We start from the raw sequence: 16625 nt of genomic DNA, 5'->3' as shown, positions 1-16625 counted from the left end.
CCACGGCAAGCCAGCATGCAGACAGGAATTTGGAGTTGGAGATGGGCGTGGGGACGAACGGGCGGCCTGAACAGGCCGAGGATTTTCATGGCGTGGGTGGGACCGTCGCCAAAACGCTTGCAATGCTGACAGCCAGCGCTGCCGTCACGGCGCTGCTATCGGGTACATCGCTGGCTCAGGAGGCTGCCAAGCCGAAGCCTCAGGCCGCCGCGCAGAACGGCCAGCCGGCGGAAGCGGCCAAGACCGACACCCAGGGCAGCACGCTGCTCGACAAGATCATGCTGATCAGCCGTACCGGCGAGAGCGCGATCAAGGCGCTCGCTTCGGTCAGCCATGTCGATCAGGAGCAGATCGAGCGCCGCATGGCGGCAACCCCCAATGAACTGCTGCGCGGCGTGCCGGGCGTCACCGTGCAGGCCGATGCCCGTCGTACCGCCTCCTCCATCAACATCCGTGGCCTGCAGGATTTCGGCCGCGTTGCGGTCATCGTCGATGGCGCTCGTCAGAACTTCCAGCGCTCCGACCACGGCACCCAATCGACCTTCTACATCGACCCTGAGCTGATCAAGTCGGTCGACGTCATCCGCGGCCCGGTCGCCAACACCTATGGCTCGGGAGCCATCGGCGGCGTCGTCATGTTCGACACCAAGGACGCCGAAGACTTCCTGAAGCCCGGCGAAACCTGGGCGACGTCGTTGTCCGGCCGCTACGAGAGCAATGGCAAGGGCTGGACCACCAGCGCGACCGGTGCCTACAAATTCAACGACAATTTCGACGTACTCGGCAACATCGTCTATCGCGACTACAGCGACTACAAGGACGGCGGCGGCAACAAGGTTGGCGGCAGCGGCTTTGACGTGTTGAGCGGCATGCTGAAGAGCACCGTCCGTCCGACCGAAAACTCGACCTTGAAGCTCGGCTGGATCGGCAACAGCGAGAGCTGGAACGAGATCAGCGGCGGCAAGCCCGCCTACGACCTCGACATGAAGCAGAACACCTTCACCGGCCGCTACAACCTGACCGACGAGGAAAAGAGCTGGCTCGACCTGAACGTCAACCTTTCCTACAACAAGGCCACGCTCGACCAGACCAGCCTGATCCCGCTCGGTGGACGCTTCGATCCGGTAACGGGTCGCCCGGTCACGCTGCCCGCCGGTTCCAAGACCACCTATGATATCGGCACTTTCGGCATCGACGTGTGGAACACCTCGCGCTTCGAGATTTCCGGAATCAACCATGAACTGACCTATGGTGGCGACTGGGTCTCGGATGACGTCAAGACCACCGGCCTTGCTGCGGGTGACGCCTTCTACACACCGGGTGGCAAACGCAACATCGGCGGTGCGCACATCCAGGACAAGCTGACCTGGGAATGGCTCGAAGTCATCGCCGGCCTGCGCTACGACAGCTATAGCCTGAAAGGTTCGAACTCGGAGACCTCGGGTGATCGTGTGTCGCCACGCATCACGGTCGGTGTGTCGCCCTTCGAGGCGCCGGGCCTGAACGGCCTGCAGCTCTACACGACCTATGCCGAAGGCTATCGCTCGCCGTCGCTCACGGAGACCTTCATCAGCGGCCTGCATCCCGCCGGTGTATCCTTCCCCTTCCTGCCCAATCCGAACCTCAAGCCCGAGACCGGAAAGACCTGGGAAGCAGGCCTGAACTACACGGCGGACGGCGTCTTCCAGCCGGACGACGCGCTGCGCATCAAGGCGGCTTATTTCAACAACGACGTCACCGACTACATCGGTGGCGTGACCCTTTCGGCCTTCGATCCTCGCAGCGGTTGCCGCCGCGGTGGTTCGATCCCGATATGTTACCAGTACCAGAACTTCGCCAAGGCCAAGATCAACGGCTTCGAGTTCGAAAGCGTCTATGACGCGGCCTGGGGCTTCGCTGGTCTTTCAGCCTCGGTCATCGACGGTCACACTGTCTCCTACAAGGGCGTGCGTGCCGATCTGACCACGGTGCCATCAGCGCAGGTGGCCGCGCAGCTCGGCTTCCGCTTCTTCGAAGACAGGCTGACGATAGGCGGCGAGGTCCAGTACAATGGCAAGCCTGAAGGCAACGCCGCAGCCCGCGACTACACGTTGGTCAACGCCTTCGCTTCCTACAAGGCCAACGACAACCTCAAGGTCGATTTCCGCGTCGACAACATCTTCGACGTCAAATACGCCAACCCGCTCAACGCCACGACCACCTCGACGATCTATGAGCCTGGCGTGACTTTCAAGCTTGGCGCAACGATGCGCTTCGGAGGCTGACCATGAAAGCGAAGTTGCTTGCCCTGTTTGCCGCCCTCGCCGCCTTCCCTGCCGGCGCAGGTCCTGCATTTGCACAGCAGGCGGCTTCGCTTTCCCTGGAGCTGAATGGCGCGCAGCCATCCGACAAGGGCTGCCGCCTGACCTTCGTGGTCACAAACAACCTCAGTGCCGATCTCACCAAGGCTGCCTTCGAGATCGCCCTGTTCAACGAAGCCGGCGTCGTCGACCGCATGACCGTGCTCGACTTCAAGGAACTGTCGGCCGGCAAGACGAAGGTGACGCGTTTCGATCTTTCGGGTACGACTTGCTCGAAGATCAGCCGCGTGCTGGTCAACAGCGCTACGGAGTGCGTCGGACAAGGCGTCGAGCCTGCCGCCTGCATGCGCGACCTCAAGACCAGCAGCAAGGCGGGCATCACCTTCGGGGTCTGAGTTTCCGTCATGAACAGGAACTCGTGCCTTGGACCCGCAACCGGCTTTTTTGAACAGGGCACCGTTCGAGCCGCTTGCCGGACCGGAAGCCTCGCAGCCGGAAGATCCAGAGATCGCAATTCCCGTTGGCGTTCTACAGCCGGATCCGCCCGAAGCCGACAGACTTGACGACAAAGCCGATGCAGAAGTCCAGCCAGCGACAGCCGAGCCAGATCATGCGAACGAAGCCGCCGGCTCGACACAAAAGTGGTCACCGGCTTTCGGTGCTTCGCTTCTCTTCCACGCGGCGGTCGCCGCCGTGCTGATCCTCGCGCCTGAGAGCATCCTGCCGCCACGTCCTCTCTCGGAGTCGATGCAAGGCGGTGACGGGCAGGACGCGACCCGGATCGGCAACAGCGAAACGCCCCCGATTTCTGGAGGCCGGCAGCAGCCGGACGTCACCGATGTCACTGTCGTTCCGGAAAATGAGTTGCAGCCCGCCAAAGAAGCTCGGCCGAAGCAGGAACCAGTTTCTCAACCGACCCAGCGTCCCAAGGAAGTGGCCAAACAAACGCAGGAACCTGAGCAACCAAAACTCGTCGAACCTGCCCCGGAAGTCCTGCACGACCGTCGGGTACAGACCGAAAAAGACGCGGTCGCACCACAGGAAATGGCACCGAAAGCGACATTGGAAATCCTGCGACCGGTGATGCCGGAACCGAGCGAGGCAGAGCGAGAACTCACGGAGCAGCAGGCTACTCCCGCACGGCGACCAGAACGGGCAAAATCCACTCCAGGCGTGAATGGCCAAGCCCAGTTGGACGCCATGCGTGGCGCTAGCGATGGCCACGAAGACGGCAAGGCAACGTCATCTGGCAACCAGCGCCAGCAGACCACGACCGGCAATGCCGTCGCATCCGGGTATGAAGCACTGATCCAAAGGAAATTAGTCCAAGCAAACCGCCAGATTTCCCGGACTATTCAGGCGCAGGCTACACGCAACGCCTGGATCAGCTTCATTATCAATGCAGACGGCAGCGTAACGGATATCAAGTTGGACCGAAGCTCCGGCTCGCAAGCGCTCGACAGCTTCGCCGTTACGATGGTGAAAAAGCTCGCCCCCTTCCCATCGATTCCTCCCGAAACAGGGAGGAGACAATGGCTGCAGGAATTCAGCCTTGGTCCGTTCTGATGCTGTTTCGACCCATCAATTGCGAAAGGAAACAACCTTGTACATCGCCATGAATCGCTTCAAGGTGCAGAACGGCTCGGAAGAGGCCTTCGAGGACGTCTGGAAAAACCGCGATTCCTCGCTGTCGGAAATGGCCGGCTTCAAGGAATTCTACCTGCTGCGCGGTCCGCTCAACGAGACCGAAGGCTACACGCTGTTCGCATCGCATACGGTCTGGGCGAGCCATGACGACTTCGTCGCCTGGACCAAATCGGAGAACTTCCGCGCCGCGCACAAGAATGCCGGCGGCAGCAAGGTCCACTATCTCGGCCACCCGCAGTTCGAAGGCTTTTCGGTTGTCGAAGGCGCCTGATCAGCCTTGACTCAAATCAGCAATGGCGGCGCGATACAGCGCCGCCATGTCCTCGTCAAAACAGGCGAAGATAATTTCCGTCAGCGGAGTATCGTGCTGAAGAAAATCAGCCACGGTGCCGACAGCGATCCGTGCAGCGCCCTCCTTGGGATAGCGATAGATACCGGTTGAGATCGCCGGAAAAGCGATTGTCCGGCAATTGTTTGCCACGGCAAGCTCGAGCGACTTGCGATAGCACGATGCAAGCAGGTCCGCTTCGTCCTTGCCGCCGCCCTGCCAAACAGGACCGACAGTGTGGATCACATGCCTGGCTCGAAGCCGGTAGCCCTTTGTGATCTTTGCCTGCCCGATCTTGCAGCCATTGAGCATCCGGCACTCCAGTGCCAGTTCCGGGCCAGCCGCCCGATGGATCGCGCCATCAACGCCACCACCGCCAAGCAATGACGTATTGGCGGCATTGACGATCGCATCGACCACCAATTTCGTGATGTCTCCGGTTACCACCTGGAAACACGCGCTCATTGATCGATCCTTGGCCGAGTTCCGTAAAGGCAGCCTTTAAAAAAAATCGATGCACCACCGCTATTTGGAAGCGGCGATGCTGCAGGCGCCTGCAAGCTGGACTTTATATTTTTTCACCGAAGCCTGGCAGGATTTGAGCGCCAGCGCTTCCGCCTTCTTCTGCGATGGGGCATTCAGCACAACGCCGCAGATGAAGTACTCTGCGGTACGGTCCATGACCGTTGATGCATAGGCCGAATGCCCGGCAGCGGCGATGTAGTCGTCATACCCCTTCTGGCAGCCTCCGATGGAACCCCAAGGGATATTCACCGGATAACGCTTGTCGCCGACCTTTCCGGCCAACGACCCCGCAAACGCGGGACCACACGCGACAAGCAAAGCCACGCCGAGAATTGTTATCCCGCGCCTCGTTGGAAAATGCACGCTAAGCCCCCGCCACTTTGAAATACAAGCCGATCAACGAACTACTGCTTGTAGCGAGCGTTGACCAGTTGAATCTTCAAGGTTTTTCTTTCAGGCGGCCGCGAGCAAACTGGCATTGCCACCGGCGGCGGTGGTATCGACACAGACTGCGCGCTCATGCGCATAGGCCGCCGGATAAATCACTTCGCTGACCAACGGCACGATTGGTCCACCCCTGCCTGCAATAGCCTGACGCAGGATGCGGGTGTCTTCGGGCGCACCGGAAAAGGCGACAACGCCGATGGGCAGCGCATCGATGGCACCAGCATCGATGCGTGCGTCGATGGCGGCGATTGGCAGTCCTTTGCCGGTCAGCACGGACAACACGGCCGGCGCACCAGGCGCCACCGCCAGGACGGCATTGCCGGCAGCCAATGCCTGCACTGCCTGCGCCAGCAGCGTATCGGCATCCGGCCCGAGCGCCAGCACACGCCCGCGCGGCGTCAGCGACAGCGTATTGGCCTCACCCGTCGGTCCGGGCAGATCGACCTGGCCGAATTCGAGCCCGGCAGCAGCACCGATGGCGTCAGCCGCCTTGCCGCGCAGATGCTTGCGCAGGATGGCGATACGGTCCGGCCGTGTCGACCAGCCGCCAAGCGCCGGATCCGGCATATTGTCGGCAAGTTCCCTGGCCGAAGCCGAACGCGCTTCGATCAGGGCCGTGCCAGCCTCCGGGCCCTTGCGGAAACGTCGCAGATAGTGCGGACCGCCCGCCTTTGGCCCGGTCCCCGACAGCCCCTCGCCGCCAAATGGCTGCGAACCGACCACGGCGCCGATCTGGTTGCGGTTGACGTAAATGTTGCCGGCGTGGATGCCGTCGACGAAATGCTGCGCCCGGCCGTCAATGCGGGTGTGAAGGCCGAAGGTCAGCCCATAGCCCTTGCGGTTGATGGCGGCGATCACGGCCTCGATCTCGTTGGCGTCGAAGGTGGCGACGTGCAGTACCGGGCCGAACACCTCGCGTTCCATCTCCTCGATGCCTTTGACACGGAACACCGCGGGTGCCACGAACCGGCCGCCTGCCGGGACGCTGAGTTGCGCGATCGCACGCCCCTCGCCGGCCATCTTGGCGCTGTAGTCCTCGATCGATTTCCGAGCCTCGTCGTCGATGACCGGGCCGACATCGGTCGAGATCTGCCACGGGTCGCCGATGTTGAGGGCATCCATGGCACCCTTCAGCATCTCCAGCATCTTGGCCTCGACATCCTTCTGGACATAGAGCACGCGCAAGGCAGAGCAACGCTGACCGGCACTCTGGAAGGAAGAGGCCAGCACATCGCGGATCGCCTGCTCGGGCAGCGCGGTGGAATCGACGATCATGGCGTTCAGCCCGCCTGTCTCGGCGATCAGCATGGCATCCGGCGCTGCCGTCCTGGCCAATTGCCGCTCGATCAGCTTGGCCACTTCGGTCGAGCCGGTGAAGCAGACGCCCGCAATGCGCGGATCGGCGGTCAGCGGCGCGCCGACATTGGGGCCGTCGCCCGGCAAAAGCTGGATCACATCTTCCGGCACCCCTGCCTCGCGCAGCAGTTCGACCGCGCGGTAAGCGATCAGCGGTGTCTGCTCGGCCGGCTTGGCAATCACCGTATTGCCGGTGACAAGGGCAGCGGCGATCTGGCCGGTGAATATGGCAAGCGGAAAATTCCACGGCGAGATGCAGACGATGGCGCCCCGCGCCTGCGTGCCGGTTTCGGCCTGGACGGCCTGTGCTGCATAATAACGCAGGAAATCCACGGCTTCGCGCACTTCCGCCACACCATCGGCCAGCGTCTTGCCAGCCTCGCGGGTGGCAAGCGCAAAAAACTCAACTGCATGCTTTTCGTAAAGATCGGCAGCGCGGGAAAGAATGGCTGCCCGTTCCCCGACCGGCCGTTTTGACCAGGCCGGCTGCGCCTCGACCGCAAAACGCACGGCTGTCGGCACTTGCTTGGCTGCCGCCTCGACGACCGTGCCGACGATTTCAGATGGCCGCGCAGGATTGATCACCGGCCGTTCCTGACCATAACCGGCCGCGCGGGTGATCGGCTTCGCGGTCCAATGGTTGACGCCCGCAAAGGCGATCTTGGCTTTATCGATTTCGGTCAACGTCACGATGTCGGTGATGTCCCAGCCTTTGGCGTTGCGTCTGCCGGCGCCAAAGATCGCGGCGGGTTTCGCGATGTTCGGGTTAGCGGCCGATCCTTGCGTCTCGACGGCTTCAAGCGGATCGCGTGCGATTTCTTCCGGCGCAACGTCCTCATCGGTCAACTGGTGCACGAACGACGAATTGGCACCGTTTTCGAGCAGACGCCGCACCAGATAGGCAAGCAGGTCCGAATGCGCGCCGACGGGCGCGTAGATGCGGCAGCGTGTCCCTTCGGCCTTGCGGATCGCCTCATGCAGTTGCTCACCCATGCCATGCAGACGCTGGAATTCGAAACTGTCGCGATCCGACGCCATCGACAGGATTGCCGCAGCCGTATGCGCGTTGTGCGTGGCGAACTGCGGATAGATACGATCGGTCATGCCAAGCAGCTTGCGTGCACAGGCGAGATACGAGACGTCAGTGTTCACCTTGCGCGTGAACACCGGATAGCCGCTGAGACCGAGTGTCTGCGCGCGCTTGATCTCGGTGTCCCAATAGGCACCCTTGACCAGCCGCACCATGATCTTGCGATCAAGCTTGGTCGCCAGCGCATGCAGCCAGTCGATGGTGAAAGCAGCACGCGGACCATAGGCCTGCACCACGACACCGAAGCCATTCCAGTCAGCAAGTTCCGGATCGGCGAGAACGCGCTCGATGACATCGAGCGAAAGATCAAGTCGGTCAGCCTCTTCGGCATCGATGTTCAAGCCCATGCGCGCCTTGCGCGCGGCACGCGCCAGCGACAGCAGCCGGTCGGCCATCACCGGCAGCATCGTCTCTTTCTGCGCGACTTCATAGCGTGGATGCAGCGCCGAGAGTTTCACCGAGATGCCGTGGTTCAGGCGGATATCGTCGCCCTTGGCACCGGATGCCAGCGAGGCGATGGCGTCGGCATAGGCCTTCAGGTAGCGCAACGCGTCGCGTTCGGTGCGGGCGGCTTCGCCCAGCATGTCGAAGGAATAGAGATACCCCTTCTGCGTCATCGACTTGCCGCGCTTGACCGCCTCGGCGATGGTCCGGCCGAGCACGAACTGCTCGCCCATCTCGCGCATCGCCGCCGCCACGGCCTTGCGGATCACCGGCTCGCCCAGCCGCCGTACCATGGCGCGCAATGTACCTTCGATGCCTCGCTCGCCTTCGTCGAGCACGCGGCCGGTCAGCATCAGCGCCCAGGTCGACGCATTGACGAAGATCGAGGAGGACGAGCCGGAATGCGATGACCAGTCGTGCGAGGCGATCTTGTCGGCGATCAGGTCGTCCATTGTCTCGGCGTCCGGGACGCGCAGCAGCGCTTCCGCCAGGCACATCAGCGCCACGCCTTCCTTGGTCGAGAGTCCGTAGGCCGAGAGGAAAACCTCCATCAGCCGCGGATCGGACGATCCGCGCACCGCACGCACCAGATCGGCGGCGCGGCTTGAGATCGCCTTGCGCTCATCGACGGACAGTCCAGTCGCCACGGCCAGCCGTTTCACGGCTTCGCCTTCATCTGGAAGATAGTTGGCGCGGATCTGCTGGCGGATGGTGGCGAGCGCGGGCATGGCGGTCCTTTGAAAGCGCAGGTTTGAAGGTCCGCCGAACGGGTCACCGGACCGGATGGCGAAAACTAGCACGACACCGCGTTCCTATCGGTCCAAATAACTGGCAAATGCAGTTCATGTGAACTATGGATTTAACCATTGTCTACACATTGGGCTATGAAATTGACAACAGAAGACCAATTAGACCGCCTCGACCGCAACATCCTTTCTGCGCTGGCCAGAAGCGGTCGGCAGTCGATGTCGGAACTGGCCGTCAAGGTCGGGCTCTCCAAGACCCCGGTACAGGCCCGCGTCAAACGGCTGGAGAAAGACGGCTTCATCAAAGGCTATGCCGCCATCATCGACCGAGAGCGCATGGGGGAAGGCCATGTCGCCTTCGTTCAGGTGAAACTGTCGGACACGCGCTCCAGCGCACTGGACGCCTTCAACCGCGCCGTGCAGGCCGTCCCCGAGATCGAACAATGCCACATGATGGCGGCGAGCTTCGATTATCTGCTCAAGGTGCGGACCCGCGATATCGCAGCCTACCGGCGCGTTCTGGGCGAGCGTATCTCCGCGCTGCCGCATGTCGCGCAAACCTCGACCTTCGTGGCGATGGAGACGGTGAAGGACCGCTAGGGTCAGGACTCACTGATCCAAAAGATAAACGCAGCAGCGAGTGAACGACCTTATGTCTTTGACGGCTCTCGTATTTAAAGGAATGCCATCCGTTGAACGTCAAGCCAAGCTGCATGACTTTGACGTCGATAGCTACACCGGAGAAATTATCCCTCACGGTTCTTCTATTTCAAATTTTAATTGGCAAGATGCCATCTCAACGATGGTCCAATTCGGAAACATAAGCAATGTCTATTATATTAAAAACATAGTTCGAAAAGTTTTAAAAAATAAAACGTCTTTTCTTGAGAGGCTGGTTCTATATTCTGACAGCCACGCCGGAGACAAAATTGATACTGATCTTTTCGATGATATACTCCGGGAAATTGATGTCCTGGAGAAATCGTCCGTCCCTGAAGCAAAGAGTTTTGCCTCTGACATACGCTGCCTGGTGGAGGCAGCGATAAGAGAAGGCAACCCTATCGTTTTTGTTTGAGGGGGAATTCTTTCCACGCAAAGGGTCAGATTTTGATCGAATAGAAGTGCCCAGGGCGGGCAATTCTGTTCCCCCGGGGGCCGTTCCTTTCAAATGTGGCTAAGCTAGCTGCGCCGGGAGTTCATGGCGAAAGCGTTTTCAGGAACGCCACGAGTGCCGCCCGCTCCCGCCCGGACAGTTGCAGCGGATGTACCTCCGAAACGCCTTCGACGCTGGGCGGCGCCTTGGCATAGTGCGCCACCACCTCCTCGAGCGTGCCCAACTGGCCGGCATGCATGTAAGGCGGCCGGTCCGCGACGGCGCGCAGCGATGGCGTCTTGTAGGCCCTGATCAGTTCCGGCTTGTCGCGTACCATGAACTTCTGTTCGCCACAGGCTTCCGCCCCACCATCCCGGTAGGGACCGAGACAGCTGAACGGATCGGCTTCGACCTGGGCGACCGCGTCGATGCGGCCACGATCCGGCGGCAGGTCCGCCACCGGTGGCACCCCGGTGTTGTGGAAAGCGTGATCGGTGAACAGCGGACCGTTGTGGCAGGTCGAACAGCTCGCTTTGCCGATGAACAGTTTCAGCCCCTGGACTTCTTCAGGCGAAAAGACGGCGTCATCCTTCGGCTCCTGCCCCGCGGCAAGTGCCGCGGCGAAACGGTCGAACCGTGTTTCCTTGGGATTGATGGAACGCTGAAAGGCGGCTAATGCCTTGCCTATATTGGCGAACACCCGGTTGATGCCGTCGCGCTGCCCCTCACCCATTCCGTTCCAGGCCGATTGTTCTGCAGCGGAGCCGAGCGGACTGGCATTGGCAGGCACATTGGCAAAATCGGGCAGCGGCCCGAAAATGCGTTCGTAGCGTTCGCCGAACCGCGCCTTGACGTAGCGTGCATAGGCGGTGCGGTTTCCTGCCTGTTCGAGCGGATTTTCCAGCGGCACCAGCGCCTGTGCCCACAGGCTGTCACGGCGACCGTCCCAGAATAGCCAGGGGCTGTAGGCAACACCGGCAAGCGGCTGGGTGCGCCGGTTGGTGCGTCCGACACCCATGCCCTGAGGTAGACCGTCCTGGAACTGCCGGCCGATCTGGTGGCAGGAGGAACAGGCGACCGTACCGGTCGGGCTCAACGAAAAGTCGAAAAACAGGGTGGCACCCAATGCTGCCGCGCCGGGATCGTCCGCATAGCGGTTCGTGGTGTCGGGTTTCAGCGGCGGCAAGGCGCTGAGCGCCAGGCTGGCAATGGTTCTTTTCTCGGCTTCCGAGAATTGCGGCCTGCCACAACCGGCAACGGCAAGTGCCAGCGACAGGACAAGAGCAATACCCAGAACGTTTCCGTTTTTCCCGGAAACGCGGAAACGTTCCGATCCTTCATTCTTGTGCGCTTCCGGTCGAAAAACCGCTACGCACCTTTCCCGGAATTGCGCTGGAAAACGCTTCATGCTCACAACACGATGTTGAACACCACGGTATCCGATCCGGCGGGGGCCGAAATGCCCAGCTTCAGCTGCCACCAGCCGCTCATCGAGAACTTCACACCCGAAATCCGATAACGACCTTCGCCCAGATAATCCGTCATCTGCGGGCTCGTCGGCAAGCCATGCGCATGTTGCGGCATGCCGCCGGCAACCTCGATCGTCGCATTCTCGACAGGCTGGCCCGCGGTAGTCTTCAGCGTCAGTATCCAATCCTGTAGCTCGTTCTGCTTGGCCGCCCCGCCTTGCGGCACGAAGGTCGCGACGAACATGCCCTTCTCGCTGCCCCGCGTCTGTCCGGTTTCCGGTGCGGCGGCGGGCGGCGTGCTGGGCGCAGTCATGTAGACCACAGCCAGAACACCGAGCACGACTGCGACCAGCCCTATGCCCGCAACCAGATAACGCCAGAACGGTGCCAATGGAGCCCCACATCATGCCTGTGAACGTCGAAGATTGCGCCTAGCATCCCGCCCGCCTGTGGGAAAGTGTGCCGGCGGCACAAACGCCTTGAAGCAAGGCGTGGCGCGTGCGTCGACAAAAAGCTACAGCGGATCACTCAGGGAGATGAGGTGATGTCAAAAGGTGTCGCCGCGATCGGCGAATGCATGCTGGAATTGTCTGGCCAGAATGGGCCGGACTGGCGGCTGGGTTTCGCCGGCGACACGTTCAACACGCTGTGGGCGCTGGCCGCGCTCACCGGCGGCTCCGCGACCTATGTCTCCGCCTTCGGCGACGATCCCTTCTCCCAGCGCCAGATCGAATTTTTCGCCGAGAACAACATCGGCGTTGGCACAAGCCCTGTCATTCCGGGAGCGCGGCCCGGCCTCTACGCGATCACCCTCGACGGCGCGGAGCGATCCTTCACCTACTGGCGCTCCGATTCGGCAGCCCGTCAGCTGGCATCAGATACAGCTGCTCTGGAGGAAAATCTGGAAAATCAGTCGCTTGTCTACTTTTCCGGAATCACTTTGGCAATTCTGGAGCCGGACGCGCGCAAGGCCTTGCTGCATGTCATTTCCAGTGCTCGAGCAGCAGGAAGCCGCATCGCCTTCGACCCCAACTATCGGCCACGGCTGTGGTCGGACCGCGAAACCGCGCAGGCAGTGATCGCCGACGCGCTTGCTGTCAGCGATATCGCTTTGCCCACCTTCCCCGACGAACAGATGCTGCATGGCGACCGCACGCCCGCGGAGACCGCCGAGCGGATCGGCCAATCCGTGCGGGAAGTGATTGTGAAGAATGGTGAGCTTCCAGCCCTGGTTTCCGTTGGTACGGAGCGGCAGGAGGTCGCCGCGATCCACGTCGCCAAACCTGTCGACACCACGGGCGCCGGCGATTCCTTCAACGGAGGTTATCTCGCCGCCCGGCTCATTGGCTTGTCGCCTGCCGACGCCGCTCGGCGGGCTCACCGCGTTGCCTCCAGGGTAGTTCAGGTACGCGGCGCACTCGCCCCGTTTGAGGTGTTGCGGGAAGCGTTCATCGAATAGACCGGAGCCGGGCTTATTACCCCAGACGGAACCGGTATTCCGTCACGTGATGATAGGTTTCGCCAGGCTGAAGGGTCGCCGGCGGGAAGTACGGCCGGTTGGGGGCATCGGGCCAAACCTGCGTCTCCAGGCACAGGCCCGAAAAGCGGCCATAGCCCAGTCCGCCAAGACCCGGCACCGCTGACGCAATGTATTCCCCGCCGTAAAGCTGCACACCCGGCTCCGACGTCCACACTTCCATCTCGACACCGGAGGTGGCGCCTTGCACCCAGGCTGCCTGCCGCATTGTTCCCCTTGCCGCAGCCAGACAGAAGTTATGGTCGTATATGAATTGCTCGCCCTCGCTGCGCATTGCCCGCGCATGGCGGAAATCGAGCACTGTCCCATCAACTGGCTGCACGATACCGGTTGGGATCATTTCGGCATCGACCGGCAGATAGGCTCCGGCTGGGATCATAACGCGATGATCCAGAACGTCGCCCGCACCGCCATCGTCGAGATTGAAATAGGAATGCTGGGTCAGATTGCACACCGTGGCCTCGTCGGCCGTTGCGGTGAATTCCACCGAGAGCGTACCGGGGATTTTCAACCGATAGGTACAGGTCACGTCGAGCGCGCCGGGAAAGCCCATCGTGCCCGCAGGATCGTGCAGGCTCAATGTCACGAAGTCGCGCCCGTGCAGCGAAACCTCCCAGGCCCGGCCGGCATAGCCGCCCACGCCGCCATGCAGCGTATGCCTGCCCAGGAAATTGCGATCAGTCTGATGGCGCTGGCCGGCCAGCCTGAAACGGCCGTCGCGGATACGATTGGCAAATCGTCCCACAACCGCGCCGAAATAGAGAGTGTCCTTTTCGTAGGCCTCGAAGCTGTCGAAGCCCAGCACCAGCGGTGCGTCGTGGCCGGCAAGGCGCAGATCCTGGATGACTGCGCCCCAGTTGAGGATGTTGGCCGAAAGCCCACCGCCACGGATGATGAAGCGGCGGATCGCCTCCCCCGCTTGCGTGGTTCCGAAGAGTTCGCCGTCTTTCATGCAGCTAACGCGGGTCGGCCCGTTTTGCCGGACCGACCCGCTTATCGATCAGAGGCCGAGGCCGCCGATGCAGACATATTTGGTGTCGAGATAGTCCTCGATACCCTGATGTCCGCCTTCCTTGCCGAGACCGGATTCCTTGACGCCGCCAAATGGTGCTTCCGGGGTTGTGATCAGGCCTTCGTTGACGCCGACCATGCCGTATTTCAGTCCTTCCATGACCCGGAAGGCACGACCGAGATCGCCGGTGTAGAAGTAGCAGGCCAGGCCGAATTCGGTGTCATTGGCAAGCGCGACCGCTTCTTCCTCGGTCGTGAACTTGAACACCGGCGCGACAGGGCCGAAGATCTCTTCCTTCATGAACATCATGTCGGGCGTCGCACCGCTGATGACAGTCGGCTCGAAGAACGAGCCACCAAGGGCGTGCGGCTTACCGCCGGTTTCGACCTTGCCGCCCTTGGCCTTCGCGTCGGCCACGAACTCAGCGGTCTTCAGCGCTGCCTTTTCGTCGATCAGCGGCCCCTGCTGCACACCTTCCTCGAGGCCGGAACCGACCTTAAGCTTGGCAGTCGCGGCCGACAGTCTCTCGACGAACTTGTCGTAGATGCCGGCCTGCACGAAGAAACGGTTGGTGCAGACGCAGGTCTGACCGGAATTGCGGAACTTCGCGGTGATCGCGCCTTCGACAGCGCGGTCGAGATCAGCGTCGTCGAATACGATGAAAGGCGCATTGCCGCCGAGTTCCATCGATACCTTCTTGACCGTCTTGGCCGACTTCTCGATCAGCATCTTGCCGACCGGGGTGGAGCCGGTGAAGGTGATCTTCTTGACCAACGGATTGAAGCAGAGTTCATCGCCGATTTCGCCCGCTGCGCCGGTGACGATGTTGACCACGCCCTTCGGGAAGCCGACTTCCTCGGCCAGCGCGCCCCAGGCCAGCGCCGAGTAAGGGGTCTGCGTGGCGGGCTTGACGACGGCGGTGCATCCTGCGGCCAATGCTGGCCCCAGCTTGCGGGCCAGCATGGACGACGGGAAATTCCAGGGCGTGATGGCGGCAACGACGCCGACCGGCTCCTTGGTCACTATGATGCGGCGGTCGGCCCAGGGCGACGGCACGACATCGCCATAGGTACGACGGCCTTCCTCGGCGAACCACAGTACATAGGCGGCCGACGAGCCAACTTCGCCGCGCGCCTCGAACAGCGACTTGCCCTGCTCGGTGGTCAAGAGCTCGGCCAGCGCATCCTGATTGTCCATGATGGCATCGTGCAGCTTGCGCAGCAGCTTCGAGCGCTCTAGGGCCGACGTCTTGCGCCAGGTGAGGAAGGCAGTGTGTGCCGCCTCGATGGCGCGGCGGGTCTCGGTGGCACCGGCTTTCGGAACCGTGCCGATCTTCAGGCCATTGGCCGGGTTGGTGACGTCGATGGTCTGGCCGGAATCGGCCTGTACCCATTCGCCGTTGATGAGATTGGCCTGCCGCATGAAATGGCTGGTTTTCTGAAGCATGGTCTAGCCTCCCTTCGGCCGCGTGCGGACCGGTCATGAATAGGTCGATGGGTGTTTTCGGCGTCACTGCCGCAACTGGACCACCGCTCTTACTCCAGAGCCGGCCCAACGATCAATCGCCATCACTCAACCTAAGCACTGGGCCAGCACAAATCCAGCCCTAGCCAAACATCATGGCCGTGACCGCCAGCCAGAACGAAGTCGTGACGACGGCGCAGGCAGTGGCGAGGGTCATCTGGTTGGAAGCAAGCCCTTGCCCTGTCTCGAATTGCACGGCAATCAGATAGGAGTTGATGCCTGACGGCAGCGCCGCCACGAGAACGGCGACCTGGGCGGTCAGTGGCGGCAAGCCTGCCAGCCACACCAGAAGCAGTGTGATCGCCGGCATCACGAACAACTTCAGCATCGAAAGGGCAACAGCCGGACCGATATGGCCAGTGATGCCGAAACGATTGAGCCCGAGCCCCATGGCGAACAACGCCACAGGAGCCGCAGTTCCACCCAGCGCCTCGGCCAGCCGCGAAACCAGTCCAGGCAGCGGCACCCCGGTCAACCGCCAGGCGAGTCCCGCAACGATGCCGATGATGAGCGGATTGATCAGCAGCTTGTGCAGGAAACGCCGCAGCACCCGCAACGGATGCAGCCCCGTCGCCTTGCCGTCGCCGAACAGTTCGAACAGCACGATCGAGGCCATCATCATGATCGGCAGGTGCACCGAGACCAGCAGTGACAACACCTCGAAGCCCTGCTTTCCGTAGACGCCAAGGATGAACGGCACACCAAGCAGCACGACATTGGAATAGGCAGCCGAGACGCCGCCGACGATGCCTGTGCGACTGTCCCGACCGAACAGGCGCGTGGTGACCAGATGGCCGGCGATCCAGGTCAGCGCCACGGCGGAAAAATAGGTTCCCCACAAAATCCACGGTGCAGAGCCGTGAAAATCGGACTTCACCATCGTCTCGAACAACAGCAGCGGCATGGCGACGCCCACTGCGAACTCAGCCACGCCTTCGGCGCTTTGTGCCTTGAGATAGCCTGTGAGCCCGGCGAGATAGCCCACCGCTACAAGGCCGAAGACGAACAGCACGGTTTCGGTAAGCGGCGACATCATTTCCCTCGTCCGTCGACTGATAGGAGAGCGGTGCCGGTCCTGCAACAGCCAAGCCCGAGACATCTCTGGCG

15 protein-coding genes are annotated in these 16625 nt (G+C 61.6%); 7 read left to right on the top strand and 8 right to left on the bottom strand.

Annotation, left to right across the window (positions count from 1 at the left end; genetic code table 11):
- The first annotated feature begins 122 nt into the window (after positions 1-122).
- From ACFWYE_RS01285 to ACFWYE_RS01270, 4 genes are read left to right on the top strand one after another with little or no spacing between them, the layout of a single operon-like run.
- Positions 123-2264: a TonB-dependent hemoglobin/transferrin/lactoferrin family receptor gene (locus ACFWYE_RS01285; RefSeq protein WP_379109736.1), complete on the top strand. Its 2142-nt coding sequence runs from the start codon at positions 123-125 to the stop codon at positions 2262-2264.
- Between the two features lie 2 nt (positions 2265-2266).
- Positions 2267-2695: a hypothetical protein gene (locus ACFWYE_RS01280; RefSeq protein ID WP_379069997.1), complete on the top strand. Its 429-nt coding sequence runs from the start codon at positions 2267-2269 to the stop codon at positions 2693-2695.
- 28 nt (positions 2696-2723) lie between these two features.
- Positions 2724-3866, top strand: coding sequence for a TonB family protein (locus tag ACFWYE_RS01275; protein ID WP_379109103.1), 1143 nt, complete (start codon positions 2724-2726; stop codon positions 3864-3866).
- Between the two features lie 37 nt (positions 3867-3903).
- Positions 3904-4218, top strand: a complete 315-nt coding sequence (locus ACFWYE_RS01270) for an antibiotic biosynthesis monooxygenase family protein (protein WP_379109101.1) — start codon at positions 3904-3906, stop codon at positions 4216-4218.
- Here the strand turns inward: ACFWYE_RS01270 and ACFWYE_RS01265 are convergent, their stop codons facing one another.
- From ACFWYE_RS01265 to putA, 3 genes are all read right to left on the bottom strand, one after another.
- Complete coding sequence (locus ACFWYE_RS01265; protein WP_379069988.1) at positions 4219-4740, bottom strand: O-acetyl-ADP-ribose deacetylase; 522 nt, start codon at positions 4738-4740, stop codon at positions 4219-4221.
- A 60-nt stretch (positions 4741-4800) separates the two neighbouring features.
- Complete coding sequence (locus tag ACFWYE_RS01260; protein WP_379069985.1) at positions 4801-5082, bottom strand: hypothetical protein; 282 nt, start codon at positions 5080-5082, stop codon at positions 4801-4803.
- A 171-nt stretch (positions 5083-5253) separates the two neighbouring features.
- Positions 5254-8865, bottom strand: a complete 3612-nt coding sequence (gene putA, locus ACFWYE_RS01255) for a bifunctional proline dehydrogenase/L-glutamate gamma-semialdehyde dehydrogenase PutA (RefSeq protein ID WP_379109100.1) — start codon at positions 8863-8865, stop codon at positions 5254-5256.
- A gap of 156 nt (positions 8866-9021) precedes the next feature.
- On the opposite strand from putA, the gene ACFWYE_RS01250 reads away from it, so the two are divergent.
- Together ACFWYE_RS01250 and ACFWYE_RS01245 are read left to right on the top strand one after the other, a co-directional pair.
- Positions 9022-9483 carry an Lrp/AsnC family transcriptional regulator gene (locus tag ACFWYE_RS01250; protein ID WP_379069979.1) on the top strand — a complete coding sequence of 154 codons (462 nt, stop codon included), beginning with the start codon at positions 9022-9024 and terminating at the stop codon, positions 9481-9483.
- 40 nt (positions 9484-9523) lie between these two features.
- On the top strand, positions 9524-9958 hold the full coding sequence (locus ACFWYE_RS01245; protein WP_379109099.1) for a hypothetical protein: 435 nt from the start codon (positions 9524-9526) through the stop codon (positions 9956-9958).
- A gap of 121 nt (positions 9959-10079) precedes the next feature.
- Here the strand turns inward: ACFWYE_RS01245 and ACFWYE_RS01240 are convergent, their stop codons facing one another.
- Positions 10080-11384 carry a cytochrome-c peroxidase gene (locus ACFWYE_RS01240; RefSeq protein ID WP_379109097.1) on the bottom strand — a complete coding sequence of 435 codons (1305 nt, stop codon included), beginning with the start codon at positions 11382-11384 and terminating at the stop codon, positions 10080-10082.
- 2 nt (positions 11385-11386) lie between these two features.
- Positions 11387-11836 carry a FixH family protein gene (locus ACFWYE_RS01235; RefSeq protein ID WP_379109096.1) on the bottom strand — a complete coding sequence of 150 codons (450 nt, stop codon included), beginning with the start codon at positions 11834-11836 and terminating at the stop codon, positions 11387-11389.
- Between the two features lie 150 nt (positions 11837-11986).
- On the opposite strand from ACFWYE_RS01235, the gene ACFWYE_RS01230 reads away from it, so the two are divergent.
- Entirely contained in the window at positions 11987-12904 is a 918-nt protein-coding gene (locus ACFWYE_RS01230; protein WP_379109094.1) for a sugar kinase, read from the top strand.
- A 16-nt stretch (positions 12905-12920) separates the two neighbouring features.
- Here ACFWYE_RS01230 and ACFWYE_RS01225 read toward each other — a convergent pair whose 3' ends face one another.
- The 3 genes from ACFWYE_RS01225 to ACFWYE_RS01215 form a co-directional block, all read right to left on the bottom strand.
- Positions 12921-13934, bottom strand: coding sequence for an aldose epimerase family protein (locus ACFWYE_RS01225; RefSeq protein ID WP_379109093.1), 1014 nt, complete (start codon positions 13932-13934; stop codon positions 12921-12923).
- 48 nt (positions 13935-13982) lie between these two features.
- A complete protein-coding gene (locus tag ACFWYE_RS01220; RefSeq protein ID WP_379069961.1) occupies positions 13983-15440 on the bottom strand; it encodes an NAD-dependent succinate-semialdehyde dehydrogenase in 1458 nt (485 codons plus the stop codon).
- 160 nt (positions 15441-15600) lie between these two features.
- Entirely contained in the window at positions 15601-16551 is a 951-nt protein-coding gene (locus ACFWYE_RS01215; protein WP_379109091.1) for an AEC family transporter, read from the bottom strand.
- Positions 16552-16625 lie beyond the last annotated feature (74 nt).

This window comes from Mesorhizobium sp. NPDC059025, assembly GCF_042739655.1.
In the GTDB taxonomy this organism is placed as follows: domain Bacteria; phylum Pseudomonadota; class Alphaproteobacteria; order Rhizobiales; family Rhizobiaceae; genus Mesorhizobium.
The sequence above is the reverse complement of the archived record's forward strand: the minus strand, read 5'-3'. Positions and strand labels throughout refer to the sequence as shown.